This is a genomic window from Mameliella sp. LZ-28, from assembly GCF_012274245.1.
GTDB lineage: Bacteria > Pseudomonadota > Alphaproteobacteria > Rhodobacterales > Rhodobacteraceae > Antarctobacter > Antarctobacter albus.
Genome location: NZ_JAANYX010000011.1, coordinates 316,339 through 335,321, shown reverse-complemented (window position 1 = coordinate 335,321; position 18,983 = coordinate 316,339). Strand labels below are relative to the sequence as shown.

Genomic DNA, 18,983 nt, shown 5'->3' with positions numbered 1-18,983 from the left:
CATGTCGCGAGATCCGAAATCCCTCATCAGCATCGCCCGTGACAGTGGCGAGACACCCCAGGCCGAGCCGCTCGACCTTGGCCAGCGCGTGCGCGAATTGCGCAAGGAGCGGAACTGGACGCTGGAGCAAGCAGCGCGGCAGGCCGGACTGGCACGGTCCACCCTGTCCAAGATCGAGAACGGGCAGATGTCGCCCACCTACGACGCGCTCAAGAAGCTGGCCGTGGGGCTGGAAATCACCGTGCCGCAGCTGTTCACGCCGCCGCAGCAGGACAAGGTCAATGGCCGCATGGTCGTGACGCGTTCGGGCGAGGGGCAGAGCCACGCGACAGCCACCTATGAACATGACCTGCTGGCCGAGACGCTGACCCGGAAAAAGATGCTGCCCTACCGTGCCCGCGTCCGCGCGCGCAGCATGGAGGAATTCGACGGCTGGGTGCGCCACGACGGAGAGGAGTTCCTCTTTGTCCTGACCGGGGTCGTGACGCTGTACACCGAGTTCTACGAACCCATCGAGATGAAGCGCGGCGACAGCGCCTATTACGACGCCACGATGGGACATAACGTCGTTTCGGTTTCGCCCGAGGATGCGACGATCCTCTGGGTGACCTCGCTGGCCTGACCGGCCTCAGCGGCTTTCGAGTTCGCTCGCCCGCCGGGCCAGATCCTCGCGATCCATGAATTCCTCCAGGGCGTCGCGCGCCTCGTGCAGGGTCAGTTCATGCATGTCCGCGATATGATGGGTCAGCACCCGTCGATCCCGGGGCGCCTCTGACAGGCGGTTCCGGTCGATCGCGGGAAAGCGGCGTTTGAGTTTGCCAAACATGCTGTCCCAGTTGGCTGAAAGTTCGTGCCAGTCCATCTTGGTCACTCCTTCGTGTCCGCCAAATATGAAATGTATCTTTTTCGTGACGGTGCGGAAGTGGTCAGGCTGCCGCAGGTCCTACGACTTTAGCATTGGGGCCTTTTGGCGTTGCGGCAAAAGGAAAGGCCCGCGCCAGCCGGCACGGGCCCTTTTCCGACGAATAAGGCGCCTCAGCGTTCCGGCAGCAAGCCACGCGGAGAGAAGCGCAGCACCAACAGCAGGATCACCCCCATCGTCAGCAGGCGCATGTGCTGCACGCTGTCCAGCAGGTGTTCCTTGAGGCCGGAGTCGTCCGGCAGCGCGCCGGTGATCCAGGTCATGAAACCGGGACCCAGCACCTCGACCTGGACCCAGAGGAACCAGATCAGGAAACCGCCCAGAACCGCGCCCAGGTTGTTGCCGGACCCACCGACGATCACCATCACCCAGATCAGGAAGGTATAGCGCAGCGGTTGGTACGAGGTCGGGATCAACTGGCCGTCCAGAGTGGTCATCATGGCGCCGGCGATGCCGCAGATGGCAGACCCGAGGATAAAGACCTGCAAGTGGCGGAAGGTGACATCCTTGCCCATCGCGCGGGCCGAGGTCTCGTTGTCGCGGATCGCCCGCATCATCCGTCCCCAGGGCGAGTTCAGCGCAAGTTGTGCCAACACCAGAAGGATGATCAGAACGGCGGCGAACATCAGTCCATAGCCGATCTTGATATAGAGCGTGGAGGCGGCGGTCGGGTCCATCCCTATGCTTGCGGCGCGTTCGACAAAGCCCGGGTCGTTCTGCAGGTCGATGGCATCGGGCACCGGGCGCGGCAGGCCGGTGACGTTTTTGACGCCCCGTTTCAGCCATTCCTCGTTCTTCATGATAGCGATGATGATCTCGGAGATGCCCAGGGTCGCAATGGCCAGGTAGTCCGAGCGCAGGCCCAGCGCCGTCTTGCCGATGATCCAGGCCGCGCCCGCCGCCAGAAGGCCGCCGACCATCCAGCCGATCACCACCGGTAGGCCCAGACCGCCGAGAAAGCCGGTGCCCGCCGGGTTGACCGCCTCGATGGCGTCAACGCCCGGATCGCGCACCATCCGGTACACCACGAATCCCGCGATCAGGATGGCCGCGGTCAGCCAGCGGTTCTTTGTTTTCTTCCAGGCCAGGACGGTGGCGACGATGGTCGCCGCGCCCAGCACCAATGCCAGGATCGCGCGGGCGCCGCCCGCAGCCCAGGCCTCTTCGACCGGATCGACGGAGGCCAGGACCACCGCCATGCCGCCAAGCGCGACAAAGCCCATGACACCGACGTTGAACAGCCCGGCGATGCCCCATTGCAGGTTCACCCCAAGGGACATGATCGCGCTGACCAGCCCCATGTTCAGGATCACCAGCGCAAGGTCCCAGCCCTGCAGCAGACCCGTACCGATGATCAGCAGGGCGACGAGCGCGAACAGCGCGTATGTGCGGATCGACTGGCTCATACCGATTTCCCCTTGAACAGGCCCGTGGGCTTGAAGAGCAGCACCACCACGAGGATCATGAAGCTGACCGCGAACTTGTATTCCGTGGCCATGAGTTGGACGAGGCCGGAAGGCTCCAGCGCCTCGGGCATCAGGTAGACCAGCACCTTTTTCCAGGCGTAGGTAATCGCCACCTCGGAAAAGGCGATGACGAACCCGCCCGCGATTGCGCCCAGCGGGCTGCCAAGGCCGCCGACGATGGCCGAGGCGAAGATCGGCAGCAGCAGCTGGAAATAGGTGAAGGGCTTGTAAGACTTGTCCAGCCCGTAAAGTGTGCCCGCCACGGTGATCAGTGCGGCCACGATCAGCCATGTCACCATGACGACCCGTTCCGGGTTGATGCCTGACAGCAGCGCCAGGTCCTCGTTGTCGGAATAGGCGCGCATCGACTTGCCGGTACGGGTGCGGTTGAGGAACCAGAACAGCAGCGCCACGACGATCACCGCCGTCACCACGGTCAGACCCTGCGTGGTCTTGATCCCCAGCCCCTCGTCCAGCCCGGTCATCTCCTTGAATTCGCGGGCATTGATGATGAACCGCTCGCCATCGGCAAAGCGCTGGTCATCGGCGCCCAGGATAAACCGGGTCAACCCGTTGTAGATGAACATCACCCCGATCGAAACGATGACAAAAACCACCGGTTTCGCCTTTTGCCCCCGGTAGAAGCGATAGATGCCCCGATCGGTGATCAGGACCAGCGCGGCGGTGCCCGCGATGCCGAAGGGGATGGCCAATAGCGCGGTCGGCAGCGGCCCCAGGCTGATGCCCCAGGACTGGAACAGCCAGGTGAAGAGGATCACCACCATCGTGCCAAAGGCCATCGTGTCGCCATGCGCGAAGTTCGAAAATCGCAGGATGCCATAGATCAGCGTGACCCCCAGCGCACCAAGCGCCAGCTGGCTGCCATAGGCCATCGCCGGGATGATCACGAAGTTGGATAGCGCCACGATGGCGTTGAGAAAATCCATCAGTCGTTGCCCTCGTTGGTCGGCCGCGCGGTTGGCCCGGCGGCTCTTGTCATGTTCTTGCGTCTTGCTTGCCGGGTCATCCCGTCACCTCGCAGGTGCCGGTGAACCGCTTGCCCCTGTTGCCGCGGTAGAGAAACGCCTCTCCGGGGCCCAGTTCGATCCGGTGATCCCCGCCCCAGAGGTCGATGCGCCAGACCTCTGCCGCAAGGTCCGCGCGCGTCGCCGGGTAGGGGCCCTGTCCGTTGATCCAGAGCCGCGCGTCGCCCGGGCCTCGGGCCAGGTCGATCCGCAGGGCAGAGGGCGCACACATGTTTAGCGCGTCGCCCCGGCACTGGGTCGTGGCGGTACAGCGGACGGTGTCCGCCTGTGCCATCAGCGGCAGCAGGATCGCCGCCGCCGCCAGGTATGCCGGGTGCTTGCCGCTCACCCGGTCACCACGCATTCGCCGTGATAGGTGACGACGGTCAGCGGATCGGCGAATTGCACGCTCAGCTTGGCAAGCCCGTCGGGGGTCTGGCTCAGCAGGTAGCTGCCGTTGCCGTCATGCGCAACGATCACCAGAACGCCGTTCACCACCTGGGCCGTACCCGTCGCCGGGCCTGTGCCCAGAACCAAGTCGGCTTCGCCGGGCATCTGCTTGGGCAGGTCGACGTCATGTCCGAACTGCGCAAAGGTGCAGGCCTCTTCGTCGAGGCATTCGACGGTGTAGTTGCAGGACATCAGCGCGGCACCCGGGGTTTCGATGATATCGGCCAGGGCAGCGCCCCCGCATCCTGCCAGCCCGAAGGCCAGTAACAGTTTCTGCATTACCCGATCTCCCTGCATTGCCCCTGCCAGGGGCGGTCCCCGTGATCGCTTATGCGGGCCGTGCCGTCCGGCGCCACCGTCATCAACATGCCCTGCGTCGCGGCCCAGAACCCGTGAGAGCCGTCCTGACCCAGGATCGCCTCGGCCTCGAATGCGGCATCCGCCATACGGACCCGGCTGATGCGCCGGCGCGGAGGATCAGCCGGATCGACTGGCGGCGAAAAGCTCGCCGGGTCGAGGTCGAACCGCAGGTTCATGCGTGCCCCGTCCCGGCTGAGCGCGCAGTCGAAGGTGTCCACCGCCGCGTAGGCCGGTCCGTGGACCGCCGGCAAGGCCAGTGACCACAAGGCCGCCTGGGTGACGGGCCGCATCGCCTCAGCCCCCCAGAAAGCTCTTGCGCACCTCGGGGTCGGCCAGCAACTCCTTGCCCGTCCCGGTATAGGCGTTCCGCCCTTGCACGAGGACATAACCCTTGTCGGCGATCTCGAGCGCCTGGCGTGCGTTCTGTTCCACCATCAGGATCGAAATGCCGGTGCGGGCCACCTCGATGATCCGGTCGAACAACTCATCCATCACGATGGGGCTGACGCCGGCGGTGGGTTCGTCCAGCATCAGCACCTTGGGCTGGGTCATCAGCGCACGGCCCACGGCCACCTGCTGACGCTGACCGCCCGAGAGTTCACCCGCCGGCTGGCGGCGCTTTTCCTTGAGGATCGGGAACAGCTCGTAGACCTGTTCCATCGTGCCCGAGAAATCGTCCAGACGGATGAAGGCGCCCATCTCCAGGTTTTCCTCGACGGTCATCGAGGTGAAGATGTTCGAGGTCTGCGGCACGAACCCCATGCCCTGTGCCACCCGGTCCTGCGGTGTCAGCTGGGTGATGTCGTGCCCGTCCAGCCGCACCGCGCCCGAGCGGACGTCGAGCATGCCGAAGACCGCCTTCATCGCCGTGGATTTGCCGGCGCCATTGGGGCCGACGATCACCGCGATTTCACCCTTGTCCACCGCGATGGTGCAGTCGTGCAGGATGTCCGGCCCCTTGCCATAGCCGCCGGTCATCGTGTCGCCGATCAGGAAAGGCCCGCCCGGGGCATCGGTCATTGGGCCGGACCGGCGGGTCGGGTCGATCTCGCTACGCTGGCCCGGCTTGGTGATCGAGGCGTCCTTGTTGCCGCGGTCGTTCTGGTATGGGTTGTCGCTCATACGGTTGCCACCTGGTCCTTGTTCTTGAGCCCGGTGCCCAGATAGGCCTCGATGACCTGTTCGTTGGCCTTGATCTCGTCCAGCGTGCCCTCGGCCAGCTTCTTGCCCTCTGCCATCACGATGACAGGGTCGCAGATGCGGCCGATGAAATCCATGTCGTGCTCGATCACGCAGAAGGTGTAATCGCGCTCCTGGTTGAGCCGCACGATGGTGTCCGCGATGGTGTTCAGCAGGGTCCGGTTCACCCCGGCGCCGACCTCGTCGAGGAAGACGATCTTGGCGTCCACCATCATGGTTCGGCCCAGTTCCAGCAGTTTTTTCTGTCCGCCGGACACCGCGCCCGCCGGGTGATCGGCCAGGTGAGAGATGGTCAGGAAGTCGAGCACTTCGTCGGCCTTGGCCCGCAGGGCGCGTTCCTCGTCGGCGATGCGCTTGCGCCCGAACCAGGTGTTCCACAGCGTCTCGCCCGATTGTCCGCCCGGCACCATCATCAGGTTCTCGCGGCAGGTCATCGAGTGGAATTCATGCGCGATCTGGAAGGTGCGCAGCAGGCCCTTGTGGAACAGTTCGTGCGGCGGCAGGCCGGTGATGTCCTCACCGTCCATCGTGACGGTGCCGCTGGTCGGCGGCAGGGCGCCCGCGATCACGTTGAACAGCGTCGTCTTGCCCGCGCCGTTCGGCCCCACCAGCCCGGTGATTGATCCCGTGGCAATCTCTAGCGAGGCGCCGTCAACGGCCCGGAAGGCACCGAAATGACGGTGCAGGTTGTCCACCTTTATCAATTGGATAGCCCCCGAATGGCGGTGCCGCGAACGGCACCCCCGTAAAGCAGGAAGAGCAGCGGGGCCTGGCCCTGCTGCTCTTTTGCATCGTGTCGGTTACTTGAACTCGACGGTTTCCGCCGCGCCATCGGTGATGGTGTAGTGGCGGTAGGTGCCGGCGGCTTCACCCGGGCCGATCAGTTCCACGCCCGAGGCGCCGACGTAGTCGATGTCGCCGCCGTTTGCGAGGATTTCCAGCGCCTTGGCCAGTTCACCCGGCAGGATCGGCTCGCCGGGGGCGTTGGCCACGTCCATCAGGTTGGCTGCGATGGCGTCGGGGGTGGCAGCGCCGCCCTTCATCATCGCCAGCGCCATCAGCGCCGCGCCGTCATAGGACTCGCGGGTGAACGAGCTGGTCGGATCGACACCAGCGGCGGCGGTGATCGTCTCGAAGGCTTCTGCGCCTGCGCCGGTCGCCCAGGGCACGGTGCCGTAGGAGCCTTCAAGCGCGTCGGAGAGTTCCGAGAACAGGTTGGAGCCGAACATGCCGTCCGCCATCACGTAGGTGTCGAATGCACCGGTGTCGTAGGAGGCCTGGATGATGCCCTTGCCACCCTGGTCGGTGTAGCCGAAGACCATGAGGGCCTGGCCACCGGCCGAGGCCAGCGCGCCGATCTCGGCCGAGTAGTCGGCCTTGCCGTCGTCATGCGGTGCCGACAGGGTCACGGTGCCGTCGAAAGCCGAGGCGAAGGCGTCTGCCAGGCCCTTGCCGTAGTCGTTGTTGGTGTAGGTCACCGCGACTTCGGTGATGCCCTTCTCGGCAAGGATTTCCGCGATGACGGCGCCCTGGCGCGCATCCGACGGGGCGGTGCGGAAGAACAGGCCGTTGTCTTCGGCGGTCGACAGCGCCGGCGAGGTCGCCGAGGGCGAAACCATCGGGATGCCGTTCGGCAGGGCCACGTTCGACAGGATCGCGCCGGTCACGCCGGAACAGTCGGCACCCATGATGCCAACGACGCCTTCGGAAACCAGGCGTTCCGCCGCAGCAGTGGCCGCGGCTGCGTCGATGCAGGTCGAGTCCGCACGGGCCGGGGCCAGCGTGACGCCGTCCAGGAACTTGCCCGACTCGTTGATTTCGGAAATCGCCAGTTCGGCGGCATCGGCCATTGCCGGTGTGATGGATTCAATCGGACCAGTGAAACCGAGGATGATACCGATCTTGGCTTCGCTCGCGTGGCTTTCGGCGTAAGCAGCCGAAGCGGTCAGAGCGGCAGCCGTCGTGGCCATCAGCAATTTCTTCATTTGATAACTCCCATGTTGGATCTTGATGTCCTGGCGGAAGCCTAAGCATCGTTTTCCGAAAAGAAAAGGCCCCACGCGCGGAACTCGGGGCGGCGGACGCCAAGTCAGTCTGGCAACGCGCTGTCACGGAACCAATTCGTTTTCCGGATGTTCCCGCCTTAGGCAATAGGAGTAGCGCGATGAGACGGAATTCACTGGTGGCAATCCTGGCGGGTGGCGTGATCGGGCTGGGGGGCGCCCTGCAGGCATCGCCGATCCAGACAGAGGCGGGGCCAATGGACATCCTGCCAGTGGTCGAGGGTCTGGACATCCCCTGGGCCTTCGACTTCCTGCCGGACGGGGGCATCCTGGTGACCGAGCGCGCCGGACGGCTCTTGCTGATCCGCGACGGCGGCTCGGAGGTGATCGAGGGCACGCCGGACGTGGTGGACAGCGGGCAGGGCGGGCTGCTGGACGTCATGGTGCCGCGTGATTTCGAAACCAGCCGAGAGCTGTTCTTTACCTACGCCCGTCAGCAGGGCCGGGGCGCCGGAACCGCCGTGTTCAAGGCGCGCCTGTCCGAGGATGGCACCCGGCTGGAGGATGGCGAAACCATATTCGAAATCGCCGAGGGCACGCGCGGCGGACGGCATTTCGGTTCACGCCTTGTCGAAGCCGAAGACGGGTATCTCTTTGTCACCGTGGGCGACAGGGGCGATGGGCCCAAGGCGCAGGATCTCTCGATGCACAATGGCTCTGTCCTGCGCATCACCCGCGACGGCGCCCCCGCGCCGGGCAATCCTTTTGTCGACGCCGAAGGCGCGCAGCCCGAGATCTGGTCCTATGGGCACCGCAACCCGCAGGGCGCCGCACTGGACGGAACGGGACAGCTCTGGGCCGTGGAACATGGGGCCCGTGGCGGCGACGAGGTGAACCGCATTGCGGCAGGCACGAACTACGGCTGGCCGGTGATCTCTTACGGTGTCAATTACAACGGCAGCACGATCGGCGAGGGCACGCAGAAAGAAGGGATGGCGCAGCCTGTCTACTACTGGGACCCCTCGATCGCGCCTTCTGGCATGACATTCTATGATGGCAGCGTGTCTGATTGGGCCGGCAATGCATTTATCGGGTCGTTGAAATTCAACTACATCTCGCGCCTGTCCGGTGATCCGCTGGCCGAGGTCGAACGGATCGAAAGCGACGAGACCCTGCGGGTCCGTGACCTCGACCAGGGGCCGGACGGCGCATTGTGGTTCCTCAGCGTCGGCAACGGCGCGCTTTACCGGATCGTGCCCTCGCCCGGCGGTTGAGGTCGTTCTGGACAGGGGTGACGGTCCCGAACAGGCTTCGGGGCCGTTTTCCTGTGGACGTCCGGGACGGTATCTGACAAAAGTCAGGAAAACAACTCCTCCGAGGCCGGAATGACCATCGACGCCATTGCCCGAACCCGCCGTTTCCATCGCGCCGTCACCTCCGAGGTCGGTGCACTCGATTCCTCTTTCCTGGGCCGTGGACGCCCGCTTGGCCCTGCGCGTGTCCTGCATGCGATCGGCAACGGGGTGTCGGACGTGGCCGAGATCCGGGCGCATCTCAAGTTGGACTCCGGTCTGATGAGCCGCCTCCTGCGGGGGCTTGAGGACGAAGGGCTGGTCACGGTCACGGCATCGGAGAACGATGCGCGCCGCCGAAGCGCCGCCCTGACCCCCGCCGGCGAGGTGGAGTTCGCAGAATACGAGGCGCTCTCGGATCAACAGGCGGGCGCAATCCTGTCCCGCCATCCTCATCCCGAGGCGCTGTTGCAGGCGATGGATCTTGTCGCCACCGCGCTGGGGTTCGACCGCACGGCGATCCAGCGCGTGCCCGCGTCGGACCCGCGCGCGCAGCAGTGTCTTGCGACCTACTACGGAGAATTGGCGCAACGGTTTTCCGGCGGGTTCGACGTTGCTTTGTCCGCCGATCCCGAAGCGCGGGACATGGAGCCGCCGCGAGGCGCCTTCCTGCTGGCGGTGCTGGACGGCATGGCCATCGGTTGCGCCGGGCTGAAGGGCACGGACAAGGGCTATGCCGAGGTCAAACGGGTCTGGGTTGCCCCTTCGGCCCGGCGCATGGGGCTGGCGGGTCTCCTGATGCGTGCGATCGAGGACGAGGCGCGAGGGTTGGGGATCGGGACCCTGCGGCTGGACACCAACAGCGCCCTGCCAGAGGCCGTCCGTTTTTACCGCAAGTCCGGCTGGACCGAGATTCCGCGCTTCAACGATGACCCATATCCGGATGTTTTCTTTGAAAAACACCTATAGGTGAGGTCAGGGCAGGTCGCGTTCGTAGTAGGCGCTGTCGCACCATTCCCAGCCGCCATAGAGAAAGTTCTTCTCCTCGGTCCGCAGGTGGGTAAATCCCAGTTTCTCCAGCAGCCGGCCAGAGGCCAGGTTGCGCGGGTCGATCTCGGCGGTCAGCTTTGGCAGGTGTGGCCGGTGCCGGGCCAGTTCCGGTAGGATCGCCGACAGCGCCTCAAAGGCGAGCCCTTTGCCCCAGTGATCGGGATGCAGGATATAGCCGAAGTCCGGCGCCCGCCACATTCCCGCCTTGCCGATGCAGCGGCCCTGATGCTCGATCACCAGGTCAAAGCTGTCGGGACGGTCCTCCATGAGACCCTGCAGGTAGCCAAGCGACTGCGTGATGTCGTCATGTGCGGGGTGTGACCAGTAGCGCATGGCCCCCGGGTGCGACAGTACCGCGTGCAGCGGTTCCAGGTCCGTGGGCCGCGCCCGCCGCAACAGCAGGCGCGCGGTCCGGATCACACCGACAGGCGCGAGGATTGGGCCCCGCGTTCCCGGTAGGGGGTGGTCTTGTAATGCGCGCGGTAGCATTTCGAGAAATGCGAGGGCGAGGCAAAGCCACAGGCCAGAGCCACGTTGATCACGCTCATTTCCGTCTGCATCAGCAGGTTGCGGGCCTTCTGCAGGCGCAGTTCCATGTAATAGCGCTTGGGCGAGCGGTTGAGGTAACGCCGGAACAGACGCTCGAGCTGGCGGGTGGACATGCCCACCTCCTTGGCCAGTACCGCCGGGCTGATCGGTTCCTCGATGTTGCTTTCCATCATCTGGATGACCTGGCTCAGCTTGGGGTGGCGCACGCCGATGCGGGTTGGCACGCTCAGGCGCTGGGTGTCCTGGTCGGTGCGGATCGAGGAATAGATCTGCTGGTCGGCCACTGCCGTGGCGAGTTCCTCGCCGTGGTCATTGGCGATGATCTGCAGGAAGAGGTCGATGGACGAGGTGCCGCCCGCCGTGGTCAGCCGGTTGCCGTCGATGGTAAAGACCGACTTGGTCAGGTCCACCTCGTCGAATTCCTCCGAGAAACTGTCCTGGTTTTCCCAGTGGATCGTCGCCCGCTTGCCATCCAGCAGTCCGGCCTTGGCCAGGCTGTAGGCCGCGGTGCAGAGCCCGCCGATCACCAGCCCCTTGCGCGCCTCGCGGCGCAGCCAGCTGACCAGGCGTTTCGAAGTCGCCTTCTGCACGTCGGATCCGCCGCAGATCACGATGGTGTCCTCGCGGTGCAATTCGTCCAGGTCGCCGTCGAGCTGAAAGACCGTGTCGGTGGAACATCTGGCCGTTACGCCGCCTTCGCCGACGATCCGCCATTCATACAGCTTCTTCTGGGACATGCGGTTGGCCAGTCGCAGGCAATCCAGTGCCGCCGCAAAGGACAGCAGCGTGAAATTGTCGAGAAGGACAAAGACGAAGCGGCGGGGCTTGGCCGGAACGGAGTCGAGTTCGATGACCTGGCGCTGAGGCGGGGGAAACATGAGATGTCACCTTCCTGATCGTGCTGCGGTTGCCGGACCGCAGATGTGTCGAAGCACATGGGCAGATGTGGCCAGCAGCGTCAAGACATGTCGCGAAAAACACGGCTGGTCACGCGAACTGGCGCAGAGTATACAGCCTTTCCGTTAGCGCTCGAAACGATCAACCGGAGAGAACAGATGACCGAGTGGCAGAAATCGAACTGGCGTGCCAAGCCGCGGGTTCAGATGCCCGAGTATACGGACGCCGAGGCCCTGCATGCCGTCGAGGCGCAGCTGGCCAAGTATCCGCCGCTGGTCTTTGCCGGTGAGGCGCGCACGCTCAAGAACCACCTGGCCGCCGCCGGACGCGGTGAGGCCTTCCTGCTGCAGGGCGGCGACTGCGCCGAGAGCTTTGACCAGTTCTCTGCCGATGCGATCCGCGACACCTTCAAAGTGATGCTGCAGATGGCGATGGTGCTGACATACGGCGCCAAGGTGCCGGTGGTGAAGGTGGGCCGCATGGCGGGCCAGTTCGCCAAGCCGCGCTCTGCGCCCACCGAGGTGAAGGATGGCGTCGAGCTGCCCAGCTACCGTGGCGACATCATCAACGAGCTGGCCTTCACCCCCGAGTCGCGCATTCCGGACCCGTCGAAGATGCTGCGCGCCTACACCCAGGCAGCCGCCACGCTGAACCTGCTGCGGGCCTTTTCGACCGGGGGCTATGCCGACGTACACCAGGTGCACCAGTGGACGCTGGGCTTTACCGAGGGTGAGAAGGCGTCGAAGTACCGCGAGATGGCCGGCCGGATTTCCGACACGCTGGATTTCATCAAGGCGGCTGGCGTGACCGGCGCCCAGGCGCACAGCCTGTCGACGGTGGAGTTCTACACCTCGCACGAGGCGCTGTTGCTGGAATACGAAGAGGCACTTTGCCGCCGGGATTCGACCTCTGGCAACTGGCTGGCGGGGTCGGGTCACATGATCTGGATCGGCGACCGCACGCGGCAGCCGGACGGCGCGCATGTGGAATTCGCGCGGGGTGTGCTGAACCCCGTGGGGCTCAAGTGCGGGCCGACGACCACGGCCGAGGACCTCAAGGTGCTGATGCAGCGTCTGAACCCGAAGAACGAGGAAGGCAAGCTGACCCTGATCGCGCGGTTCGGCGCCGGTAAGGTGGGCGAGAACCTGCCGCGTCTCATCAAGGCCGTCCAGGAAGAGGGCGCCAACGTGACCTGGGTCTGCGACCCGATGCACGGCAACGTTATCAAGTCGGCCACCGGCTACAAGACGCGTCCCTTCGACTCGATCTTGCGCGAAGTGCGCGAGTTCTTCTCGATCCACGAGGCCGAGGGCACGACCCCGGGCGGCGTGCATTTCGAGATGACCGGCCTCGACGTGACGGAATGCACCGGCGGCGTCCGCGAAGTGACTGAAGAGGATCTGTCGGATCGCTACCACACCGCCTGCGATCCGCGCCTCAACGCGTCGCAGTCGCTTGAACTGGCCTTCCTCGTGGCCGAGGAACTGGTGGCGCGCCGCGAGAAGGCAAAGGAAGCTGCCAGCGCGTGAGGCGGCTGACAGCCCCGAAATGAGGAACGCCCCCGCAGGAGACTGCGGGGGCGTTTCCTTTGGAGCGGTTGGAATCTTTGCGCCCGAAAGGCGTTGAGGGAATGCCTCAGTCGTTGCTGACGATCAGCTTGAGGTGGCCGCGTTCCGTGATCGGCGCGCGCAGGCTGTCGGCAGGCGCACTGGTGCGGGGGGCAAAGCGTTCCGGGTCCTCGCGCAACGCCGGGGCCATGTCCTCGGGGCGATCCGCCGGGACGATGTCCTGTCCGGACAGGGCTGGTGTCACCTCGACATTGCGCAACACGAAGCGACGCGGCGTGCGGCCGATCCGTCCGTGGCTGACCAGGGCGCCCAGCGCGCGGGTCTGGTCGCCGAAATCCGAACGCAGCGGTAGGAGCACCATGTTGGCCTCCATGTCCGGCTTGCCGAAACCGCCCTCGGCGGTCAGGTCTATGCGGACGATGCAGGGGCCGGCGAATAGCTCTGCCACCGCCTGGCCAAACCGCTCGCGGTCGGCGGGTGCGATCAGGCTGGACAGGGGCATCCCGGCGATCTGCATGCCCATCAGGTCGTTGAGATGCGTGCCCGCTACGCGGATCTTGGCCATCGTCGGCGCGATGCGTTCCATGAGAAAGGCGTTTTCCAGCGCGTCTTCCATGCCGCGCGGATCGATCTGGCTGCGTAGCGGCACGGCATCCCGGGCGCATAGGCCATGCCAATACGCCTCGACCTGCCGCAGCGGCGCCAGCCGCCGCATCTTTTCCCGATCCGTCATTGAAACGACGTCCTCGCCGCTACCGCCTTTGCCCAACATGCCAATGCTCCTGTCGTCCGGTGCAGCATGGCGGGGCCCCCTGCCACCAAGCCTGCTTAATCAAGGTTACGAAAACATTACTATCAGAGGTTCGCTTCAAATTCGTCCCAATTCTGAACCGAAGGTTAACGAACGGGCAGGGTGCTTGCGCCCGGACGCGTCTGCCGATACCCCCTTTGTCAACACGAGGGGAGAGGCGAGATGCGGCAATCCATGACGGGGTTCGCCAGCCAGAACGGCCAGGGTCTTGGCCGAAGCTGGACCTGGGAATTGCGCGGGGTCAACGGCAAGGGGCTGGACCTGCGCCTGCGCATGCCGGATGGGATCGACGGGCTGGAAGCGGGTGTTCGGTCGCGCTGTGCCGAGCGCCTGAAGCGCGGTAACGTGCAGATCTCGCTGAAGCTGGCGGCGGAAGAGACAGGGGGCGGTCTGCGGATCGACGAGGCGCAGCTGGCCGCCGTTCTGGCCGCGATGCAGCGGATCGAGAACGACGCGATGGACAAGGGCCTGTCGCTGGCGCCCTCGACCGCGGCCGAGATCGTGGCCCTGCGCGGTGTTCTGACCGCCGAGGTTCCGGAGGCCGATCCCAAGGCGCTGTGCACCGCGCTTCTGGCGGATTTCGACATGGCCCTGAACAGCTTTGTCGCCATGCGCCGGTCCGAAGGCACTGCACTCGCCCGTATCCTGACCCAGCAACTGGACGAGATCACCGGCCTCGTGGACGAGGCCGGGGCCGCCGTGGCCGAGCGACAACCGCATCAGGCCGAGCGCCTGCGCGATCAGTTGCGCCGCGTGACCGAGAATGCCGACGGTGTCGACGAGGCGCGACTGGCGCAGGAACTGGCGCTGATCGCGGTGAAATCCGACATCACTGAGGAAATCGACCGGCTGCGCGCCCATATCGCCGCCGCGCACGAGCTGCTGGAGGTCAAGGGCGCGGTGGGCCGCAAGTTCGATTTCCTGATGCAGGAGTTCAACCGCGAGGCCAACACGCTCTGTTCGAAATCCGGCGACACGCGCCTGACCCGCGCGGGCCTGGCGCTGAAAACCGTGATCGACCAGATGCGCGAGCAGGTCCAGAACGTGGAGTGACCCTGACCATGACGCCCGACATGACCCGCCGCGGGTTGCTCATCATCCTGTCCTCGCCCTCGGGCGCGGGCAAATCCACCCTGTCGCGGCGCCTGCTGGACTGGGATCCGTCCTTGCGCTTTTCGGTCTCGGCCACGACTCGCAAGCCGCGCCCGGGCGAGGTGGACGGCGAGCATTACCACTTCATGACCGAGGAAAGCTTCAAGCGGTCGGTTGCCGAGCAGGGGATGCTGGAACACGCGCATGTGTTCGGCAATTTCTACGGCAGTCCGCGCGCGCCGGTCGAAGAGGCCATCGGACGGGGCTGTGACGTGCTCTTCGACATCGACTGGCAGGGCGCGCAACAGATCCGCAACTCCGCGCTTGGGCAGCATACACTGTCAGTCTTCATCCTGCCGCCGTCGATCGAGGAACTGCACCGCCGGCTGGTCAGCCGGGGACAGGATGCGCCCGAGGTGATCGCCAAGCGGATGCAGAAAAGCTGGGACGAGATCAGCCATTGGGATGGCTATGATTTCGTTCTGGTCAACGATGACCTGGACGCCACCTTTGAGCGGCTGAAGACCATCGTCACCGCAACCCGCCTGCGGCGATCGCAACAGCCCGCGCTGGTCGAGCACGTCCGGCACCTGCAAACCGAATTCGAGGAACTGTCATGACCCTGTATGCACTGGACGGGATCGCCCCGGAACTGGCCGCGGATGCCTGGGTGGCGCCGGATGCCAACCTGATCGGCAAGGTGGTGATGGAGGCGAAATCCTCGGTCTGGTTCGGCTGCACGCTGCGCGGCGACAACGAGGAAATCCGTGTCGGCGAGGGATCGAACCTGCAGGAGAACACGGTCTGCCACACCGACATGGGCTATCCGCTGCAAATCGGCAAGGGCTGTACCATCGGCCACAAGGTCATGCTGCACGGTTGCACCATCGGGGACAACACGCTGATCGGCATGGGGGCGACGATCCTCAACGGGGCCAGGATCGGCAAGAACTGCCTGATCGGTGCCGGCGCGCTGGTGACCGAGGGCAAGGAAATCCCGGACGGCAGCCTGGTCATGGGGATGCCGGGCAAGGTCGTGCGCCAGCTGGACGAGGCAGCTATAGAAGGCCTGAAGAAATCCGCCCTTGGCTACCAGGCCAACGCGGCCCGTTTCGCCGCAGGCATGAAACCGGTCTGAGCCGGTTTCAGCGCGAAAGCGGCTTGAGCCGTTCGGCGTGGATCGTGGGCAGCGTTGTATCGCGCTGTTCAGAATAAAGCCCGTTCGACCGCCAGTTGCCGTCCGCCTCCTGCCGCATCATCATAAAGGCGCGATAAGCGGGCATGGCAAAGGCCGACCCGCGCAGGATATAGGTTTCATGGAGGCCGATAATGCGGGTGCGTGCTTCATCGGTGAACCGGGCCGCCCGGCCCAGCCTGTGATATTCCGTGGCGCCGATCTGGGCAAAAGTCTCGCGCGCGGCCTTTGCGGTGACGATCCATTCATCCAGCGTGGCAAAGACGCGTTCCGTGTCCGGGGCGCCAATCCGGTTTGGCACAGCGATACAATCGGCCAGCTGGTCCCAGTCGCGCGCCCAGAACAGGTTGGTGATGCGGTCCAGTCCGGCCTGGTAGATCGCTTCGGCCTGCGGGTCCGTGGTCGAGACGAGTTCGGCTGCGTCTGGCTTGGGTGTCCACATGACCTGATTCCTGGCTACTAACTCCCCCGCACCTGGAGGCCAACGGTTCTGATACAGCCTTCGACGTACCCGTCAATTCTGCTTTGGGATAGGGGGAACGAATTTTGGAATATGTCCTGGCGGACGGGCCGCGGAGGGCGATGGCGTTCCGGGGCTATCGACGGCGCCGGGGCGATGGGCTAAGCATCGCCGGCGCAGACAGAAGGAACCATCAGACATGAAGAAAACCCTGCAACGTCCAGCCGGTTGGCCCGCATCGCTGTCCACGCCTGTGGTTTCTCCGATTGCGCCTTCGGTGGTCTATGCCTCGACCTCGCCGGACGAACTGGATTCGCAGTACGAGGGCCGAGAGACCGGCTATACCTACGCCCGTGAAGGGCATCCTAACGCCGATGTCCTGGCGCAGCGTATCGACGCGCTGGAAGGCGCCACCGGCGGGCTGGTGGTGGGGTCCGGCATGGCGGCGGTGAGCGCGGTCCTGTTGGGGCTGTGCAAGACCGGCGATCACGTCATCGGCGCCGACCAGCTGTACGGTCGGTCGCTGCGCATGATGGCCGAGGATCTGCCACGCCTGGGGATCGCGACCTCTTTGGTGGATGCCACGGACGCGACCGCAGTGGCCGAGGCGATCCGCCCTGAAACCCGGCTGGTGCTGATCGAGGTGGTCTCGAACCCAACCATCCGCATTGCCGATCTGGACGCCGTGGCAGAGGTCTGCGCAGAGCGTGGCGTGCTGCTGGTGGTGGACAACACCTTTACCACGCCGCTGGGCATCCGGCCCTTCGAACACGGGGCCGACATCGTGCTCCACTCGGTGACCAAGCTGCTGGCTGGCCATTCCGACGCCACCCTTGGTTGGGTCGCTGCCAAGGATCCGGCGCTGGCCGAGCGGATGCGCATCTTTGCCGTCACCACGGGCATGACACCCAGTCCCTTTGATTGCTGGCTGGCCGAACGGGGCCTTGCGACCTTTGCGCTGCGCTATGCGCGCGCGCAGGACACGTCGCAACGGCTGGCGGATTACCTTTCGGGCGCCGAGGGGGTGAAGCGCGTGCTGTATCCCACGCGGCCCGATCACCCCGAGGCAGCGCGCGCGCAATCGCTGCTGAAGGGGCAGGGCGGCCACATGGTCAGCTTTGAAATCGAGGGCGGGCGCGCGGCGGCCAATGCCTTTGCCGAGGCCGCGAGCGGCATCGCCTTTGCGCCCACCCTGGGTGACGTGGGCACCACGCTGTCGCATCCCGCCTCGTCCTCGCACCGGGCCCTGACGCCCGAAGCGCGGGCAAGGATGGGTGTGTCCGAGGGGTTCTTCCGCGTCTCGGTGGGCCTTGAAGACCCCGAGGCGCTGATCGCCTGTTTCGCCGACGGGCTTGCCGCCGCAAGAGGCACCGCCTGATGTCCGACTTCGTCGCCGGTTTCGTCGACGCGGTGCCGATGCCCGCCCTGGTGATCCGCAGCGACGAGAGGATCGAGGCGGCAAACGAACCGGCCCGCGCCCTGTTGGGGGCGGGTATCGGGGGGCGGCATTTCCTGACCGCGCTGCGCCAGCCGCAATTGCTGGACGCGATCGAGAACTGCCTGCGCGACCGGGCGCCGCGCGCAACCGAGTACCTTGGCAACGACGGTCGTCAGGACACCACCTTTCGCGTGTCCGTCCGGCCAGTGGACCTGCCCACAGGTGGCAGCGTCCTGGTCTCGTTCGAGGACGTGACCCATGCGCATCAGCTGGTACAGATGCGGCGCGATTTCGTCGCCAATGTCAGCCATGAACTGCGCACGCCGCTGACCGCCCTGATCGGTTTCATAGAAACCCTGAGGGGGCCCGCCCGGAACGACCCTGCCGGGCAACAGAGGTTTCTGGGCATCATGGAGGCCGAGGCCCACAGGATGAACCGCCTTGTCGGCGATCTGCTGTCGCTGAGCCGGGTCGAGGCCGAAGAGCGCGTGCGCCCGACCTCGCGGCTGGACCTCGCGGAACTGGTGCTGTCGACGATCCAGGGGCTGACACCGATGGCGGCGGACAACAGCGTAACTCTGGCCCATGATCTGCCAGAAGGGCGCCGCGTGATGGTGCCCGGCGACGAAGACCAGTTGCGCCAGGTCCTGACCAACCTGATCGAGAACGGCATCAAGTACAGCGGTGAGGGCACCACGGTCACGGTGCGCCTGACGGCCCCGGACTATGTCCCGCGCCTGCAAGGCCAGGGGGTGACGCTGGTCGTCGAGGACAGCGGCGCGGGGATCGACCCGATCCACCTGCCGCGCCTGACCGAACGGTTCTACCGGGTCGACAACCACCGCTCGCGCGAGATGGGGGGCACGGGTCTGGGCCTGGCGATCGTCAAACATATAGTGAACCGCCATCGCGGACGTCTGCGGATCGAGAGCGAAAAGGGGATGGGCACCCGATTCACGATCATCCTGCCCGTGGGCTGACCCGGTCCGACAGAAGCTCCCCAACGGCCCTCCGTTCGATTCGGGGGGCTTTTTCATGCCCCGGATGTAACAGGGCCTTGCGGCGCTTGGTCCTTGCTGACGTCGGGTCCGGCCTGTTGCCTTCGGTCACGATCCGCCGGGTGAGTTTGATTCGTCTGCCCTGACAGGAGGTTGATCGGCCCTAAATGGCTGGTGTCATAAAACTGTTACCCAAGCGTCACAAAA

General features: G+C 65.1%; 22 protein-coding genes. 9 read left to right on the top strand and 13 right to left on the bottom strand.

Annotation, left to right across the window (positions count from 1 at the left end; all coding sequences use genetic code 11):
- Nucleotide 1 precedes the first annotated feature (1 nt).
- Nucleotides 2-622, top strand: a complete 621-nt coding sequence (locus G9Q80_RS08235; RefSeq protein WP_043138964.1) for a helix-turn-helix domain-containing protein — start codon at nt 2-4, stop codon at nt 620-622.
- Nucleotides 623-628: 6 nt separating this feature from the next.
- Here the strand turns inward: G9Q80_RS08235 and G9Q80_RS08230 are convergent, their stop codons facing one another.
- The 9 genes from G9Q80_RS08230 to G9Q80_RS08190 form a co-directional block, all read right to left on the bottom strand.
- Nucleotides 629-862, bottom strand: coding sequence for a hypothetical protein (locus tag G9Q80_RS08230; protein ID WP_043138962.1), 234 nt, complete (start codon nt 860-862; stop codon nt 629-631).
- Between the two features lie 173 nt (nt 863-1,035).
- Entirely contained in the window at nt 1,036-2,328 is a 1,293-nt protein-coding gene (locus tag G9Q80_RS08225) for a branched-chain amino acid ABC transporter permease (RefSeq protein ID WP_210426168.1), read from the bottom strand.
- Nucleotides 2,325-3,335, bottom strand: a complete 1,011-nt coding sequence (locus tag G9Q80_RS08220) for a branched-chain amino acid ABC transporter permease (RefSeq protein ID WP_043138956.1) — start codon at nt 3,333-3,335, stop codon at nt 2,325-2,327. The genes G9Q80_RS08225 and G9Q80_RS08220 overlap by 4 nt, the downstream gene beginning before the upstream one ends.
- A gap of 76 nt (nt 3,336-3,411) precedes the next feature.
- The gene (locus G9Q80_RS08215) at nt 3,412-3,762 is read right to left on the bottom strand and encodes a hypothetical protein (protein ID WP_074620556.1); all 351 of its coding nucleotides are present in this window, start codon (nt 3,760-3,762) and stop codon (nt 3,412-3,414) included.
- Entirely contained in the window at nt 3,759-4,142 is a 384-nt protein-coding gene (locus G9Q80_RS08210) for a hypothetical protein (protein ID WP_088713785.1), read from the bottom strand. The genes G9Q80_RS08215 and G9Q80_RS08210 overlap by 4 nt, the downstream gene beginning before the upstream one ends.
- On the bottom strand, nt 4,142-4,513 hold the full coding sequence (locus G9Q80_RS08205; protein WP_088713786.1) for a hypothetical protein: 372 nt from the start codon (nt 4,511-4,513) through the stop codon (nt 4,142-4,144). Before G9Q80_RS08205 ends, G9Q80_RS08210 begins: the two co-directional genes overlap by 1 nt.
- Nucleotides 4,514-4,517: 4 nt before the next feature.
- Nucleotides 4,518-5,345 carry an ABC transporter ATP-binding protein gene (locus G9Q80_RS08200; protein WP_074620559.1) on the bottom strand — a complete coding sequence of 276 codons (828 nt, stop codon included), beginning with the start codon at nt 5,343-5,345 and terminating at the stop codon, nt 4,518-4,520.
- On the bottom strand, nt 5,342-6,127 hold the full coding sequence (locus G9Q80_RS08195; protein ID WP_043138946.1) for an ABC transporter ATP-binding protein: 786 nt from the start codon (nt 6,125-6,127) through the stop codon (nt 5,342-5,344). The genes G9Q80_RS08200 and G9Q80_RS08195 overlap by 4 nt, the downstream gene beginning before the upstream one ends.
- A 96-nt stretch (nt 6,128-6,223) precedes the next feature.
- On the bottom strand, nt 6,224-7,408 hold the full coding sequence (locus G9Q80_RS08190; protein ID WP_043138944.1) for an ABC transporter substrate-binding protein: 1,185 nt from the start codon (nt 7,406-7,408) through the stop codon (nt 6,224-6,226).
- Between the two features lie 179 nt (nt 7,409-7,587).
- Between G9Q80_RS08190 and G9Q80_RS08185 the strand changes: the two genes are divergently transcribed.
- Entirely contained in the window at nt 7,588-8,700 is a 1,113-nt protein-coding gene (locus G9Q80_RS08185; protein ID WP_088713787.1) for a PQQ-dependent sugar dehydrogenase, read from the top strand.
- A gap of 111 nt (nt 8,701-8,811) precedes the next feature.
- Nucleotides 8,812-9,687, top strand: coding sequence for a bifunctional helix-turn-helix transcriptional regulator/GNAT family N-acetyltransferase (locus tag G9Q80_RS08180; RefSeq protein ID WP_088713788.1), 876 nt, complete (start codon nt 8,812-8,814; stop codon nt 9,685-9,687).
- A 6-nt stretch (nt 9,688-9,693) separates the two neighbouring features.
- On the opposite strand, the gene G9Q80_RS08175 is transcribed toward G9Q80_RS08180, so the two are convergent.
- Both G9Q80_RS08175 and G9Q80_RS08170 read right to left on the bottom strand, forming a co-directional pair.
- Entirely contained in the window at nt 9,694-10,188 is a 495-nt protein-coding gene (locus tag G9Q80_RS08175; RefSeq protein WP_069208329.1) for a GNAT family N-acetyltransferase, read from the bottom strand.
- The gene (locus G9Q80_RS08170; RefSeq protein WP_043138938.1) at nt 10,185-11,195 is read right to left on the bottom strand and encodes a GlxA family transcriptional regulator; all 1,011 of its coding nucleotides are present in this window, start codon (nt 11,193-11,195) and stop codon (nt 10,185-10,187) included. Before G9Q80_RS08170 ends, G9Q80_RS08175 begins: the two co-directional genes overlap by 4 nt.
- Nucleotides 11,196-11,372: 177 nt before the next feature.
- Between G9Q80_RS08170 and G9Q80_RS08165 the strand changes: the two genes are divergently transcribed.
- Nucleotides 11,373-12,743 carry a class II 3-deoxy-7-phosphoheptulonate synthase gene (locus tag G9Q80_RS08165; RefSeq protein WP_069208327.1) on the top strand — a complete coding sequence of 457 codons (1,371 nt, stop codon included), beginning with the start codon at nt 11,373-11,375 and terminating at the stop codon, nt 12,741-12,743.
- Between the two features lie 106 nt (nt 12,744-12,849).
- Here the strand turns inward: G9Q80_RS08165 and G9Q80_RS08160 are convergent, their stop codons facing one another.
- A complete protein-coding gene (locus G9Q80_RS08160; RefSeq protein WP_232788115.1) occupies nt 12,850-13,515 on the bottom strand; it encodes a PAS domain-containing protein in 666 nt (221 codons plus the stop codon).
- A gap of 240 nt (nt 13,516-13,755) precedes the next feature.
- On the opposite strand from G9Q80_RS08160, the gene G9Q80_RS08155 reads away from it, so the two are divergent.
- Genes G9Q80_RS08155 through G9Q80_RS08145 form a run of 3 tightly spaced genes read left to right on the top strand, consistent with a single transcriptional unit; the run spans nt 13,756 to nt 15,823 of the window.
- Nucleotides 13,756-14,646, top strand: a complete 891-nt coding sequence (locus G9Q80_RS08155; RefSeq protein ID WP_088713791.1) for a YicC/YloC family endoribonuclease — start codon at nt 13,756-13,758, stop codon at nt 14,644-14,646.
- An 8-nt stretch (nt 14,647-14,654) separates the two neighbouring features.
- Nucleotides 14,655-15,305: a guanylate kinase gene (gene gmk / locus G9Q80_RS08150; protein ID WP_416045616.1), complete on the top strand. Its 651-nt coding sequence runs from the start codon at nt 14,655-14,657 to the stop codon at nt 15,303-15,305.
- Nucleotides 15,302-15,823 (top strand): gamma carbonic anhydrase family protein, encoded by a 522-nt coding sequence (locus tag G9Q80_RS08145; protein ID WP_088713792.1) that lies wholly within the window; start codon nt 15,302-15,304, stop codon nt 15,821-15,823. Before gmk ends, G9Q80_RS08145 begins: the two co-directional genes overlap by 4 nt.
- Nucleotides 15,824-15,830: 7 nt before the next feature.
- On the opposite strand, the gene G9Q80_RS08140 is transcribed toward G9Q80_RS08145, so the two are convergent.
- Nucleotides 15,831-16,322 (bottom strand): hypothetical protein, encoded by a 492-nt coding sequence (locus G9Q80_RS08140; RefSeq protein WP_069208325.1) that lies wholly within the window; start codon nt 16,320-16,322, stop codon nt 15,831-15,833.
- A gap of 217 nt (nt 16,323-16,539) precedes the next feature.
- On the opposite strand from G9Q80_RS08140, the gene G9Q80_RS08135 reads away from it, so the two are divergent.
- Together G9Q80_RS08135 and G9Q80_RS08130 are read left to right on the top strand one after the other, a co-directional pair.
- Nucleotides 16,540-17,718 (top strand): trans-sulfuration enzyme family protein, encoded by a 1,179-nt coding sequence (locus tag G9Q80_RS08135; RefSeq protein ID WP_074620563.1) that lies wholly within the window; start codon nt 16,540-16,542, stop codon nt 17,716-17,718.
- A complete protein-coding gene (locus tag G9Q80_RS08130) occupies nt 17,718-18,758 on the top strand; it encodes an ATP-binding protein (RefSeq protein ID WP_043138923.1) in 1,041 nt (346 codons plus the stop codon). The genes G9Q80_RS08135 and G9Q80_RS08130 overlap by 1 nt, the downstream gene beginning before the upstream one ends.
- Nucleotides 18,759-18,983: the final 225 nt, after the last annotated feature.